Annotated in this window: 10 protein-coding genes; 6 read left to right on the plus strand and 4 right to left on the minus strand. The window is 65.9% G+C overall.

Going from position 1 to position 13,719, the window contains the following annotated elements; all coding sequences use genetic code 11:
• The first annotated feature begins 93 nt into the window (after positions 1-93).
• Positions 94-564, plus strand: a complete 471-nt coding sequence (locus J2Y55_RS07795) for a VOC family protein (RefSeq protein ID WP_310150684.1) — start codon at positions 94-96, stop codon at positions 562-564.
• 212 nt (positions 565-776) lie between these two features.
• On the opposite strand, the gene J2Y55_RS07800 is transcribed toward J2Y55_RS07795, so the two are convergent.
• A complete protein-coding gene (locus tag J2Y55_RS07800) occupies positions 777-2,363 on the minus strand; it encodes an ABC transporter substrate-binding protein (RefSeq protein WP_310150202.1) in 1,587 nt (528 codons plus the stop codon).
• Positions 2,364-2,724: 361 nt separating this feature from the next.
• Here J2Y55_RS07800 and motA point away from each other — a divergent pair, with 361 nt between their 5' ends.
• Positions 2,725-3,582 carry a flagellar motor stator protein MotA gene (gene motA, locus J2Y55_RS07805; protein ID WP_310150205.1) on the plus strand — a complete coding sequence of 286 codons (858 nt, stop codon included), beginning with the start codon at positions 2,725-2,727 and terminating at the stop codon, positions 3,580-3,582.
• Between the two features lie 28 nt (positions 3,583-3,610).
• Positions 3,611-4,480, plus strand: a complete 870-nt coding sequence (locus J2Y55_RS07810) for a flagellar motor protein MotB (RefSeq protein ID WP_310150208.1) — start codon at positions 3,611-3,613, stop codon at positions 4,478-4,480.
• 384 nt (positions 4,481-4,864) lie between these two features.
• Here the strand turns inward: J2Y55_RS07810 and ssb are convergent, their stop codons facing one another.
• Positions 4,865-5,401, minus strand: coding sequence for a single-stranded DNA-binding protein (gene ssb / locus J2Y55_RS07815; protein ID WP_310150211.1), 537 nt, complete (start codon positions 5,399-5,401; stop codon positions 4,865-4,867).
• 168 nt (positions 5,402-5,569) lie between these two features.
• A complete protein-coding gene (locus J2Y55_RS07820; RefSeq protein ID WP_404978846.1) occupies positions 5,570-7,129 on the minus strand; it encodes an FAD-binding oxidoreductase in 1,560 nt (519 codons plus the stop codon).
• Between the two features lie 69 nt (positions 7,130-7,198).
• On the opposite strand from J2Y55_RS07820, the gene J2Y55_RS07825 reads away from it, so the two are divergent.
• From J2Y55_RS07825 to J2Y55_RS07835, 3 genes are all read left to right on the plus strand, one after another.
• Positions 7,199-8,035: an isocitrate lyase/PEP mutase family protein gene (locus J2Y55_RS07825; RefSeq protein WP_310150217.1), complete on the plus strand. Its 837-nt coding sequence runs from the start codon at positions 7,199-7,201 to the stop codon at positions 8,033-8,035.
• Between the two features lie 39 nt (positions 8,036-8,074).
• On the plus strand, positions 8,075-8,758 hold the full coding sequence (locus tag J2Y55_RS07830; RefSeq protein ID WP_310150687.1) for a GntR family transcriptional regulator: 684 nt from the start codon (positions 8,075-8,077) through the stop codon (positions 8,756-8,758).
• A 349-nt stretch (positions 8,759-9,107) separates the two neighbouring features.
• A complete protein-coding gene (locus tag J2Y55_RS07835) occupies positions 9,108-10,247 on the plus strand; it encodes an ABC transporter substrate-binding protein (RefSeq protein WP_310150221.1) in 1,140 nt (379 codons plus the stop codon).
• A gap of 51 nt (positions 10,248-10,298) precedes the next feature.
• On the opposite strand, the gene J2Y55_RS07840 is transcribed toward J2Y55_RS07835, so the two are convergent.
• Positions 10,299-13,580, minus strand: a complete 3,282-nt coding sequence (locus J2Y55_RS07840; protein WP_310150224.1) for an autotransporter outer membrane beta-barrel domain-containing protein — start codon at positions 13,578-13,580, stop codon at positions 10,299-10,301.
• Between the last annotated feature and the right edge of the window lie 139 nt (positions 13,581-13,719).

Below are 13,719 nucleotides of genomic sequence, written 5' to 3' on the forward strand. Positions count from 1 at the left end.
ACATGACGCACCGTCTCTACTTAACCATACGGTTAAGTAGAGACGGTGGCCAACCCCACCGCGACAGCCCCGATGGAGGACAATATGCCCAGCATCCAGAAGATCACGCCCTTCCTGTGGTTCGACAATCAGGCCGAGGAGGCGGTCGCCTTCTATCTTTCGGTGTTCAAGAACGCGAAGGCAGGCCCGGTGATGCGCTGCGGCGATGCGGGTCCAGGCCCCAAGGGCAGCGTGCTCTGCGCAATCTTCGAGCTCGAGGGTGTGCAGTTCACCGCCATGAATGGCGGACCGCATTTCAAGTTCACCGAAGCGATCTCGCTCCTGATCCATTGCGGCTCGCAGGAGGAGGTCGATTATTTCTGGGAGAAGCTCGGCGAAGGCGGCCAGACCAGCCAATGCGGCTGGCTCAAGGATAAATACGGCCTGTCCTGGCAGGTCACGCCCGACCGATTGCTGGAGCTGAACATGGACCCCGACCCCGCCAAGGCCGGCCGGGTCATGCAGGCCATGATGCAGATGACCAAGATCGACATCGCCGCGCTGGAGCGCGCCGCGGCGGGGTGAGCATGCCCTTTAGCCTGTAGAAGCGTGCCGTCATCCCGGGCGCAGCCCCCGGGTCCGATCTTCAATCGGCCCAAGGATAAACTCCGCGAAGACCCGGGATCCATTCCCGAACGGCTCAGGAATGGATCCCGGATCGGCGCGGCTTATGCCGCTTGTCCGGGATGACGGCGCGCATTCCAATAACGAGAGCCCCGCCTTGAAGGCCTCTCCCCTTACACCCGCTTGACGTTCCAGAAGGTCGGGAAGCTCGCCAGCACGCCGGTCAGCGTCTTGCGATAGGCCGTCGGCTGGAAATACTGGCCGAGCGGCGCATAGGGCACGTCCTCGAAGACCTGTTTTTGGATATCGGCCGCGATCGCCTTCTGCGCGGCGAGGTCGGGCGCCTCGATCCAGGCATCGCGCAGCGCCTCGATCTTGGGCGCCACCGGCCAGCCCGGCCAGGCATTGGCGCCATTGCCGCGCAGCGAGAGATGGCCGACGGGGTCGAACATGTCGAGCCCGGCCCAGCCGGTGAAGAAGCAGTTCCAGCCACCTTGCGCCGGAGGCTCTTTCTTGGCGCGCCGCGCGACGACGGTGCCCCAATCCATGGCCTGATAATCGACATTCATGCCGATGCGCAGCAGCATCTCGTTGGCGACCTCACATTCCGCCTTGAGATTGGCGAGGTCGGTGACGCCGAGCAGCACGACCTTTTCGCCATTATAGCCGGCCGCCGCCAGCGCCTGCTTGACTTTGCCGACATCGCGCGGGCCGTTGAGCACCTCCATGCCGGCATCGCTCGCCAATGGCGTTCCCGGCGGGAACACGCCGACGCCGGGGCGCCACAGGTTCTTATCGGGTCCGCCGACCGCTTCCATGAACTCGGACTGGTCGATTGCCAGCAGGATCGCGCGGCGGATCGCCGGATTGTCGAAGGGCGGATGCAGATGGTTCATCCGCATGATCGCAACCGCGCCCGTGGTCTCCTTGACCACGACCTCGATCGCGGGATTCTTCGCCAGCATCGGCAGCAGATCGGGCAAGGGCTGCTCGACCCAGTCGATCTCGCCGCTCTGCAGTGCGGCCGCCGCCGTCGCGGGGTCGGGCAGCGTGTGCCATTCGACCCGGTCGAAATTCACGATCTTGGGTCCGGCAGTGCGGCCGGGCACGCCGCCGCTGCGCGGAACATAGCCGGCGAATTTCTCATAGACGGCACGGCTGCCCGATTGGCGCTCAGCCGCAACGAAGCGGAACGGGCCGCTGCCGACGACCTCGGTGACCTGGGTGAAGGCGTCCGTGTTCGCCAGCCGCTCCGGCATGATCACCGGCATGAAGGCGGTCATCTTGGCGAGCGCATCGGGCAGGAGCGGGAACGGCTTCTTCAGTTTGAACTGCAGCGTCCTGTCATCGACAGCCGTGAGCTCGTCGGTCAGCCCCAGCAGCGTCTGACCGAAGGAATCGCGCTTGCCCCAGCGCTTCAGGCTCGCCACGCAATCGCGGGCCAGAACGCGCGCGCCGTCATGAAAGACGAGGCCGTCGCGCAGCTTGATCGTCCAGACCTTGCCGTCGGCATCGGCGACCGCGCCCTCGGCCATCTGCGGCTGGGCCTTGTAGGTCTCGTCCTGCCCAAACAGCGTATCGTAGACCATGAAGGCGTGGTTGCGCGTCACCGTCGCCGTCGTCCAGATCGGATCGACCACGGCGAGATCGGCCTGCGGCACGAATTTCAGCACGCTCTTGTCGGCCGCACGCCCGATATGCGGGGCGGGTAAGGCCAGCGCCGCGGCGCCAAGCTGGATGAACCTACGCCGTGTCGGCATGATCGAGCTCCTCTCGCTGAACCGGAAGTGCAGCACAAGCGAGAGCCTATCCTGCGGCCAGGATCAGGCAAGCGGCATGCCAATGCGCGACGATCGCACCGGGGGAGACAATCAAAAAACGGACGGCCCGGACCTCGTCTTGGACGCCGATCACCAGGATAGGGGGGAGACTCGTTGTTCGCCTATTTCTTCCCCTGGGCCTGCTCTGCCGCCCCAACCTCAAAGCCGCGGCCTGAGAAAGACGCTTACAATGCTGTGGCCCCGTGACTCTAAACTCGCCCTTAACCTTGATCGGTCATTTCGTCGGACCAGTAGTGGCTTCGCGCGGGCTGTATTTGCTGCGGCGCAAGGATAGCAAATCATGCGGCTCATCGTCGGCGCAATCATCGTCTTCGCCTGCGTCTTCGGCAGCTACGCGGCTATGGGTGGCCACCTCGAGGTCCTTTGGCAGCCATTCGAGTTTGTCATCATCCTCGGTGCAGCGATGGGCGCCTTCGTCATCGGCAACACCGGGCCGGTGCTCAAGGCCGTGCCCGGCATGCTCGGCACGCTCGTGAAGGGCCCCAAATACACGCAGGAAAGCTATGTCGAACTGCTGGGGATGCAGTATTCCTTGTACAAGCTCGTAAGGCAGAAGGGCATGCTCGCGGTCGAGCAGCACATTGAAAATCCGAGCGAGTCGACGCTGTTCAACGCCTTCCCGACTTTTGCAGCGAACCATCATGCGGTCGAGTTCGTCTGCGACTACATGCGCATGTTGACGCAGGGCGCCAACAACGTCCACGAGATAGACGCTCTCATGGACGAGGAACTGGCGACGCACCACCAGGAGCAGGAGCGTCTCGTTGCGGCCATGCAGTCGCTCGCCGACGGAACACCGGCGCTCGGCATCGTCGCCGCCGTGCTCGGCGTGATCAAGACGATGGGGGCGATCAAAGAGCCGCCGGAGGTGCTGGGACATCTGATCGGCGGCGCGCTCGTAGGCACCTTCTTCGGCGTCTTCGTCGCCTACGGCTTCTTCGGACCCATGGCGCAGTCGCTTAGGAGCCTCTTCGAGGCGGAATCCAAATACTACCTTTCACTCAAGGCGGGTCTCCTCGCCCATATCGGCGGCCAGCCGCCGGTGATGGCGGTAGAATTTGCCCGCAAGGCTCTGTTTAGCGACGTCCGCCCGAGCTTCAGCGAAGTGGAAGCGGCAACCGCCGGTCTGCCCGCCTAGATCTGACCCAATCTCCAGCAGGGACTCGATGACCAACCCCACCCAGACGATTATCATCAAGAAGGTCAAGAAGGCCGCTCATGCGCACCATGGCGGGGCCTGGAAGATCGCCTATGCGGACTTCGTGACCGCCATGATGGCGTTCTTTCTGCTGATGTGGCTGATTAGCATGACGACGCAGGAGCAGAAGATCGGCCTGGCGGAGTACTTCGCGCCGACGGCTGTGAGTCCTAGCACCAGTGGCGCTGGCGGCATGCTGTGGGGCACCGCCCTAGACACGTCAGGCAGCAAGTCGTCGGCGCCTCGCGACGCGACGATGGGCCCCACCAAGGAGGACGGAACGCGTCGGGCCGACCCGGGCCGCACCAGCGACCGCGAGGTCAACCGCCCTGCCACCAGCGTGCAGGACAACCAAAGCGCCATGACCAGCCTCCGGCAGGCGCTCCAGAACATGCCCGAAATTGCCGAGCTCTCGCGCAACATCATGATCGAGCCGACCAAGGACGGGGTGAACGTTTCCCTCATGGACCAGGACGGCCGCTCCATGTTCGCCGAGGGCTCGGTCCAACCCCACGAGCGCACCCGTCGCGTGCTGGCGGCGATCGCGCCCACCCTGCGCCGGCTGCCCAACCGCCTGTCTGTCACCGGCCACACGGCCGCGGCGCGCCCGGGCTCGGAGCGGGGCGTCGATCCATGGAGCCTTACCGCCGGGCGTGCGCTCGCCGTGCGCGAGATCCTGTCGGTTGCCGGGCTCCCCCACGACCGCTTCACCTCCGTGGTGGGACGCGCCGACACCGAGCCGGTCTTCCCCGACAATCCTTACCTCTCGCCGAACCGACGGGTGGCGATCACGCTGCTCAATGAGGCGCCGCCGCTGCCTCCGAGCGCCTTTCGCTGACGGCGAGGCGCCTCGGCCGCCTCAGAGTCCGTTTGAGATTGAGCTCATTGGCTGACACGACGAGGCTGACCATTGCGACGTGGATCATGGCCTCGGAGACGTCGATGTGCTGCCCGAAGTCACGGCCTCGCCTATGCAAAGCTCCCAACCGGCGAAGCAAACTTCAAGCGCGCCATGATCCCGCTGCGCGCCGTGAACCGGCACTAGAGCGTTTTCGAGCGAAGTGGACACCGGTTCGCGTGAAGAAACGCGTTAAAACAAGAATCCAGAGCATTTCCGCGACTCGGAAATGCTCTAACCGACAGACGTTGGCAGAAAAGCAAAAAGGCGTTGTAAAACAACGCCTTAGTGCCTTATTCCCTACATAATCGTCATAGGTATTTGCTAGAACGGAATATCGTCGTCGAGATGGGTCGAGGATGAACGGCCGCCACCGCCGCCCGCCATGGCGGGCTGGCGCGGTGCAGTGCCGCCGCCCATCGGGCTCGACCGGCCAAAGGAGCTGCCGCCGCCCGAGCGATCCTCCATTGCGCCGCCGCCTTCGCCATATTCGTCCGAACCGCCCTGCCCCCGGCTGTCGAGGATGGTCAGTTCGCCACGGAAGCGCTGCAGCACGATCTCGGTGGTGTATTTCTCGACACCCGACTGATCCTGCCATTTGCGGGTCTGGAGCTGGCCCTCGATATAGATCTTCGAGCCCTTCTTCAGATATTGCTCGGCGACCTTGGCGAGGTTCTCGTTGAAGATCACCACCGAGTGCCACTCGGTGCGCTCCTTCTTCTCGCCCGACTGCTTGTCGCGCCAGGTTTCGGAGGTCGCGATCCGCAGATTGACCACGGGCTCGCCGCTGCCGAGACGCCGCACCTCGGGATCGCGCCCGAGATTGCCGACCAGAATGACCTTGTTGACGCTACCAGCCATGAGAGGCTCCATTTCCTGCGCACATCGAAACCGGCCATCGACCGGAGCCGGACCCTACCGATCCGTGACGCCACTATCAACGATGTTCTTGTTTTGTTCAAGGGCTTTCACTAGGGTTGTCCCCGGAATTCGTGATTCGATTTTGCTAGGGGCTCGCAGCCGCCGCGATCAGCCTCGTGGCACGGCCGCCTCCGGCAGGATCGCGTCGGGCAAAACCTTGGCGGGCGGGACCTTACCAGGCAGGACTTTGCCAGGCAGGACTTTGCCAGGGTTGAGGATGCCGAGCGGGTCGAGCGCCTGCTTGATCGCGCGCATCACGTCGACCGCCTCGCCATGCTCGCGCTCCATGAACTGCGCCTTGCCATAGCCGATGCCGTGCTCGCCCGTGCAGGTGCCGTCACAGGCGATGGCGCGCTCGATCAGGCGCTCGTTCAAGCGTTTCGCCTCAGCCAGCTCGGCCGGCGAATTCGGGTCGATCACCAGGCCGAGATGGAAATTGCCGTCACCGACATGGCCGACCGTGCCGATATAGAAACTCGCCGCCTTGATGTCATCCTGCGTCGCCGCAAGGCAGGGCGCGAGCTGCGAGATCGGCACGCAGACATCGGTGCTCCAGATCCGCGCATCCGGGCGCATCGCCTGCAGCGCGTAATGGATGTTGTGCCGGGCGCGCCAGAGCCGGCGTCGCTCGTCGGGATCGGTCGCCCAGGCGAGATTCGTCGCGCCATGTTCGCCGACGATCCCCTCCACCGTCCTGGCCTGCTGCTCGACCTCGGCGGGGCTGCCATGCAGCTCGAAGAACAGGGTCGGCGTCTCCGCAAGCTCCAGCTTCGAATGCCGGTTCACCGCCGCGATCGCCCGCGCATCGGCCAGTTCCACCCGCGCCACCGGCACGGCGCATTGGATCACCGCCGTCACGGCCTCGACCGCATCAGCCACTGTGGCGAAGGAGCAGACCAGCGCCGAGACGGCCTCGGGCAGCGGGTGCAGGCGCAGCGTCACCTCGGTGATGATGCCGAGCGTTCCCTCCGAACCGACGAACAACCGGGTCAGATCGTAGCCGGCCGAGGATTTGCGCGCCCGCCCGCCGGTCTTGATGATGCGCCCATCGGCCATCACCACGGTGAGCGTCACCACATTCTCGCGCATCGTGCCGTAGCGCACCGCATTGGTGCCCGAGGCGCGCGTCGCCGCCATGCCGCCCAGCGTGCATTCGGCGCCCGGATCGACCGGGAAGAACAGCCCGACGTCGCGCAGTGCCGCATCGAGCTGCTGGCGGGTGACGCCGGCCTCGACCGTCGCGTCGAAATCCTCCGGCCGGATCGCCAGGATGCGCGTCATGCCGGAGAGATCGAGGCTCACCCCGCCCTGCAAGGCCGCGATATGGCCCTCCAGCGAGGTGCCCGCACCGAAGGCGATCACAGGGGTCTCGTGCTGCGCGCAGAGCCGCACGACCGCCGCGACCTCCTCGGTCGACTCTGCCCTGCAGACGGCGTCTGGCGGGCGGCTGGCATGGTAGGATTCGCCGCGGCCATGATGCTCGCGCTCGGCCAGAGAGGTTGAGAAGCGGGAGCCGAGCAGCGCGTGCAGCGCCTCCGCCAGGGCCGGGGCGAGACCGCCCGCCGCGGGAGCCGTATCAAGGGAGCGCGAGGCTGGCAGAGCGGCTGTCACGGCGGCGTCTCCGGTCGAAACGGCGCGGGCAGGTGCGGCTGCAACCCGTCCCGGCATCACCGAGGACTGGCATACTAGCCCGTCTCGTGCAAGGCTCTGTATCTTGCATACAGGACGGAGATTGCCGTGAGCCCTCGCCATTCCCTCGCCGACAGGCTGCGCCAGCCCGGCCTCGTCGTCGCCCCCGGCTGCCATGATGCGATCGGCGCGCGGGCCATCGCGCAGGCCGGCTTCGAGGCGGTCTACATGACCGGCAACGGCCTCTCCGCCAGCCTGATCGGCGCGCCCGATATCGGCCTCCTGACCATGACCGAGATGGTGGCGCGCGGCCGCGCCTTGGCCGCCGCCGTTCCCGTTCCGGTCATCGCCGACGCTGACACCGGCTATGGCAACCTCAACAACGTCGCCCGCACGGTCACCGAATACGAGGCCGCCGGCGTCGCCGCGATCCATCTCGAGGACCAGGTCACGCCCAAGCGCTGCGGCGCCATGGCCGGCCTTGCCCTGGTCTCGCGCGAGGAGCACGCCGAAAAAATCCGCATCGCGGTCGCGACGCGGCGCGATCCCGATTTCCTGATCATAGGCCGCTCGGATGCGCGCCTGCCGCTGGGCCTCGACGAGGCGATCGCGCGCGGAAAGGCTTATGCGCAGGCCGGCGCCGATCTCGTGCTGCTGGAGATGCTGCAATCCGAGGACGAGATGCGCCAGGCCCTGCGCGAGATCGAGGCACCCTTGATGTTCAACTATGTCGAAGGCCGCGTGCCTTCACTTAACGCCGAAGAGTTCGGCCGCATTGGATTCAAACTGCTCAGCTATCCCGTCTCGTCCACCCTCGCATACGCCCATATGATGATGGCCTTCGCCCGCGAATTGAAGCGCAGCGGCACCACGCGCGGCCTGGAGGCCGACATGCTCGACCTGCCGAGCTATGAAGCCTTTCTCGGCCGCGAGCATTATGCCTGATACCGGCGTCGAATCGCGGAGGGCCGAAACGTGACGAGCATGAAGGCGATCAGGCGTTTCAAGGTCCAGCAGCCGAAATCGCTGGTCACCATCGTCGAGGAACGCCTGCGCAAGGCGATCATCGACGCCGAGATGCGTTTCGGCGAGGCGCTCTCGGAGGATGCGCTGAGCAGCGCGCTCGGCGTCAGCCGCACGCCGGTGCGCGAGGCCTTGGCCCGCCTCCAGCTCCAGGGGCTCGTCACCATCGTGCCGAAGAAGGGCACCTTCGTCTTTGCACCGACGGCCGAGGACGTCGCCGAGCTCTGCACCTTCCGCTTCATGCTGGAGAGCAACGCGCTGCGCGAATGCCTGGCTACGGCGCGGGTGGCGACGCTGGACGGCATGACGAGTGCGATCGCGGCGATGGATGCGGCCCAGGCCAGCGGCACGCGCCATGACTATGCCCGCGCCGATACCGGCTTCCACGAGGTCTTCTTCCTGCATTGCGGCAACCGCTATCTCGGCAATGCCTATCGCAGCGTTTCGGGCCGGGTCGCGGCGCTGCGCACGCATCTCTCGGTGCCGCTGGAGGGCGAGCAGGCCCGTTCCATGAGCGAACACCGCCTGATGGTCGAGGCCTTCGCCAATGGCCGCCTGGCGGATCTCGATGGCCTCCTGCGCCAGCACATCCTGCGCGCCCGGGACGCCTATGGCGATGTCCTGCGTCGCGCGAGCGCCGGCTGAGCCACTAATAGGAAACCTCCTGAGCCGTCATCCTGAGGAGCCACGAAGTGGCGTCTCGAAGGATGCTCCAGGAGGCTCCCGTACGAGCTGGATCATCCTTCGAGACGCAGCCTGAAGGCTGCTCCTCAGGATGAGGGCTAGAATTTCCGAACGGGCCCCGAACACGGCAGTCTCGATCAGCCATGCGCCCCCCTTCCCCAGCGCATCACCCTACCCCGCCCCTCCGCCTGACGATCCTGGCCGCCACCCGCCAGACCAACCTTACGCGAATCCATCTTGCATACAGTGTGGTACAGATTATGATCATGACCAGAGCCGTTCAAGGCCGCTGTGATCTCGGGAGGATCCGATGAAGTTCATGCTGAAGGCAGTCGCATTGGCCGCTGTGCTCGTCGCCGCGTCGCCGGCGCTCGCCCAGGACAAGGTCAAGCTCGTCACCATCGCCGAGCTCTCCGGCCCCGGCGCCACGGCCGGCGTCAACTGGAAGAGCGGGATCGAGCTCGCCGTCGAGGAGATCAACGCCAAGGGCGGCATTCTCGGCCGCAAGATCGACTTCGTCGCCTACGACACCCAAACCAATCCGGCCAATGCGCGCGCCGCCGTGCAGCGCGCGATCGACGAGGGCACCCATGCCGTGCTCGGCCCGGTCTATACCGGCTCGATCCTGGCCTCGATGCAGGTGGCGCAGCGCGCCGAGATCGCCCAGCTCGCGGCCGGCGACGGCTCGGCCTACACCCAGCAGGGCAACCCCTTCATCTTCCGCACCTCGCTCAGCCAGACGGCGGCGATGCCCAAGATCGCGGCCTATCTCAAGGACGTGGTCAAGGTGAGATCGGTCGCCGTGGTCTGGGTCAACAACGACTTCGGCAAGGGCGGCCACGACGCCATCGTCAAGGAGCTCGCGAGCCGCGACATCAAGGTCGCCGTCGACCTCTCGACCGAGCAGGGCCAGGCCGATTTCACCAATGACGCGATCAAGATCAAGAACGTCCAGGCCGACGCCGTCTTCGTCTATCTGAACGAGGAGGAGAGCGCCCGCCTGCTCGTCGCCCTGAACGACCAGAAGGTCGGCAAGCCGATCATCGGCGAGACCACGATCCTGAGCTCCAAGGTGATCGAGCTCGCCGGCAAGGCGGCGGAGGGCGTGCGCGGCCATGTCGGCCAGACGATCGACGCCCCCATCCCGGCCCTGCAGGAATTCGGCAAGCGCTTCCAGGCACGCTTCAACTTCCTGCCCGACCATAACGGTATCAAGGGCTATATGGCCGTCCATGCCGTGAAATGGGCGACGGAGAAACAAGGCAAGTTCGAGCCGACCAAGCTCGCCGCGACACTGCACGGCGCCACCATCACGCCCGCCGACGAGCCCGGCATCCTGATGGAGACCACCTTCGACAAAAATGGCGACGTCCAGCGCGAGAGCTTCCTCGCCGAGGTCGTCGATGGCCGTCAGAAGATCATCGGCCGCCTGCCGAAGATCAGCAACTGAGGCTGCACGGCCGGGCCGGTCACGTGACCGGCCCGGCCGCGGTCCCGGATTTCAGAAGGCGTAGCGCAGCCTGAGCGAGCCGGCATAGCTGGTCGTGCTCGACGATAATTCGCTGTCGAGGCGCGCGCCCAGGCTCATCTGCGAGCTGAGCTTCACATCCGCGCCGACGCTGAGCAGCGCCGCGTCGCGTGCGGGCTTTGCCCCCTCGGTGACGAAGCTCGCGCCACTCAGGCCGACGAGACCAGCCGAGAAACCCGCATCGCGTACGTAATAATGCGCCCAGGCAGCCTTGGCGTAGAGATTGACCTGCGCGCCCGCCAGCACGGCGTCGATGCCGAGCTTCGCGCCCAGTTCGCTACGCACCGTGCTGTTGCTGCGCCCGAGCGAGGTGACGCCGAAGGCCGCCCCGGTGAAGCCGTTCGTCTCGGTGAAGCCCGGCGTCCTGACGCTCTGCGCCTGGACGGCGGCGATGGGCGACAGGGTGACGCCGGCGAAGGTCGCGGCGGCCCAGGCCGCTTCCAGCCGCCCGCTCCAGCCTTCCGCCCGGTACGAGCCCTTGACCGAGTTGACGCCGAGCACCGGCACCGCCCGCTTGGTCTCGACCTGCAATGACGAATAGGCGCCCGACGCATTGAGGCTGAACGCCCCGAACCGGGTCATGCCGTAGAGGCCGGCTTGATAGACATCGGCCGTGGCCGAACCCATGCCGTTACTGAGCGTCGCATCCGACTGGCCGCCCGAGACGGCGATGCCCGCGATCGTGCCGGGCAGGATGGCGACATCGACGCCGACAGCGACATGCCCGTCGGAGGTCTTGTTGCGGGACGAGCCCGCGACAGACTCGCCATCGAGGCGGGCTGAGCCGCCAGCCACCGCGCCCCAGACGCGATAGGTCCTGGGCACCTCGCCGAGGGCGGGCCGCGGCCCCTTGCCGCTTGGCAGCTCGACTGCGCTGCGGCTGGCGGAGAAGGCGGCCGCGCCGAGCCCGGCCTCGGCGGCCGAGACCAGCGTGGCGTCGCGGCCATTGGCGAAGGGATCGAGCATCATGCCCAGGAACTGGCCGGACGCCTGCACAGCCATTGTATTGGCGCTGGTGTGGACCTCGCCCGACAGCGAATTCAACGCCCCCGGAAGGGCGCCGGCCTGGGTGTAGTAGAGGTTGAAATAGGCCGACGGGTCGGCCCCGCCGGCGACGGCCCGGTCAAAAGCCGCCGCGACGCCAAGCGCGTTGCGACTGAGCGGCGTAGGCCCAACCACCGAGAGAATAGCGTTCGGGTCGAGGCTCAGCAGTACATCCGTGCCGGTATAGGTCACGTTCGTCCGGATCGCCGGGCCAAACGAGCCTTGCGTGTCCACCGTGGTGAAACTGCCGGAGCGGCCGCCGTGCGCCGAGATCAGCGTATAATTCGTCCTGAAGGCATAAGGGCCGGCCAGCGGCACGAGCCGCAGCGTGCCGGCAAGCGCGGCGGTTCCGGTCACGTTGATGCGGTCGGCGGCCGCGCCCTGGATTTCCATCACGGTGGTCGAGCCGGCGCTCAGCGTCAGGTTGCCATTGATCGTGATGGTGCCGATGGAGTTGCCGGGCGAGATCGTGCCGCCGCTGGCGATGGTGACGCTCGGCAAGGTCGAGTTGCCGCCGAGAATGCCACCCGCGCCGACGGTCAGGCCCGACGAGCCGCTGATCGTGCCGTTGATATGCACCGCGCCCGACTGGATCGTTGTCGTCGCGAACCCGCTGATATTGCCGTCGAGGGTGAAAACCCCGGCCTGGCCCAGCGCGAAGTTCAGCGTGTTGCTGCCGCTGCCGGCCGTCAGATTGCCGGTGATGCTGCCGCCCTGGATGGTGACGCTGTTGTTGCCGTTGCCGAACAGGACCGCCGTGCCGGCCGCGCTCGCGGCCGTGATCTTGCCCGAGCTGGTCAGGCTGTTGTTGCCGTCGCCGAACTGGATGGCGGGGCCGGTGCCGCTCGCCGAGATCGTCCCGGAATTGACGACAATGTTGTTGCCATTGCCGTTGAAGAACAGTGCCGGCTCCGAACCCGTCCCCGAGATCAGGCCGGAATTGGTGACCGAATTGGCGAAATTGCCGACGATCGTCACGCCCGAGCCGGCAAGGCCCTGGATCGTGCCGGCATTGTTGATCGTGATCGCGCCATAGGCCGAGCCATTGGCGCCGTCATCGATGAGGATGCCTCTGCTCGCGCCGGAGATCAGCGCACCATAGGCGTTCTCGATCAGGCCCCCGCCCATGGCGATGCCTTCGGAGCCGTTGGTGCGGCCGCCGGAATCGACGCCGCCGGCGCCGGTGCCCTGGATGATGCCGAAATTGCGGACCGTGCCGATCAGGTCGATATCGACGCCGTCGCCATCGCCGTTCAACGAGGCGGTGCCATCCGAGTTGAAGATATTGCCGGCCCCGGCATAGGCCCCGGTGATGGTGCCGTAATTCGTCACCGTGCCAGTGCCGTCCGAGCCGACGCCGGAACCATTGCGCCCGATGATCGTGCCCCCGGCCAGGTTGACCACCGTGATGTCGGTGTCGGCGGTGATGCCGTGGCGCGCGCCCGAGATCAGCCCGGTGCTGGTGTTGGTGACCACGATCCCGGTGCGCCCGCCCGCATCGATGCCGTCAGCCGTGCCGTTGGCGCCGCCGGAGGTATTGGCCCCGAAGCTGCGGATGATCCCGGAGTTGCTGATCGAGGTCGCCTGGCCCGGCCTGACCGCGTCATCGGTCAAGGATTCGATGATGCCGGTCGTGCGGTTGACGATGCTGATGCTGTTGCCCGAGATCGCGGTGATCGCGCGCAAATCGAGCGCCTGCCCGAGCCCGGCATAGCCGGTCCCACCCGCCTGGATCAGCCCGGCATTGTCGATCACGATGGTGCTGCCGGTCACCGCCGTGTTGATGCGGAAGGCGTCGTTCTGGCTTGAGCGCAGGGTCGCGCCCGCCTCGTTGATGAAGGTGAGGTTGCGCGGCGTCAGGGTGCCGCCCGAGGAATCGAAGGCACGCCCGGTGCCGGTCTGCTCGATGGTGCCCCAATTGGTCAGGATCACATTGGGAGAGACGGTGTTGTTCCAGGTCACCGCCACGGTCGCGCCCGAGGTGCTCAGGGTGCCGCCGGCCTCGACGGTTCCGGTCTGCGTCCCGTTCAGCGTCTTGGCGGTGTTGTCGGTCGTCCCCGTGGTGACCGTGAAGGTCTGGGCTATCGCCGCCGGGGCCTCGAACATCGCCAGCGCAGCCGCGACCAGCGCCGTGCTGCACAACAGCATGCGGCGACGCGATGTCAGGGCAAGGCTCGCATCGCGAGCAGCACGGATCGCGGCAGAACTCATCACAGAGGCTCCAGATCGAATTGAGAGAGCGGCTCTTCGGACGAGCAAACAGCGCGGCTCTTCGGGACGAACCTGACCGGAAATTCCGATAGGTCAGTCCGGCACAAGACCGAGCCCAGACATGAGTTTTATGACAATC

Origin of the sequence: Allobosea sp. BE125 (assembly GCF_031456075.1) — a bacterium.
Lineage (GTDB): Bacteria > Pseudomonadota > Alphaproteobacteria > Rhizobiales > Beijerinckiaceae > Allobosea.

Coding starts and splice junctions, on each gene's coding strand:
- J2Y55_RS07835 (WP_310150221.1), top strand. CDS start 9,108: ATGAAGTTCATGCTGAAGGCAGTCGCATTGGCCGCTGTGCTCGTCGCC.
- J2Y55_RS07800 (WP_310150202.1), bottom strand. CDS start 2,363: ATGCCGACACGGCGTAGGTTCATCCAGCTTGGCGCCGCGGCGCTGGCC.
- J2Y55_RS07810 (WP_310150208.1), top strand. CDS start 3,611: ATGACCAACCCCACCCAGACGATTATCATCAAGAAGGTCAAGAAGGCC.
- motA (WP_310150205.1), top strand. CDS start 2,725: ATGCGGCTCATCGTCGGCGCAATCATCGTCTTCGCCTGCGTCTTCGGC.
- J2Y55_RS07840 (WP_310150224.1), bottom strand. CDS start 13,580: ATGAGTTCTGCCGCGATCCGTGCTGCTCGCGATGCGAGCCTTGCCCTG.
- J2Y55_RS07820 (WP_404978846.1), bottom strand. CDS start 7,129: ATGCCGGGACGGGTTGCAGCCGCACCTGCCCGCGCCGTTTCGACCGGA.
- ssb (WP_310150211.1), bottom strand. CDS start 5,401: ATGGCTGGTAGCGTCAACAAGGTCATTCTGGTCGGCAATCTCGGGCGC.
- J2Y55_RS07830 (WP_310150687.1), top strand. CDS start 8,075: ATGAAGGCGATCAGGCGTTTCAAGGTCCAGCAGCCGAAATCGCTGGTC.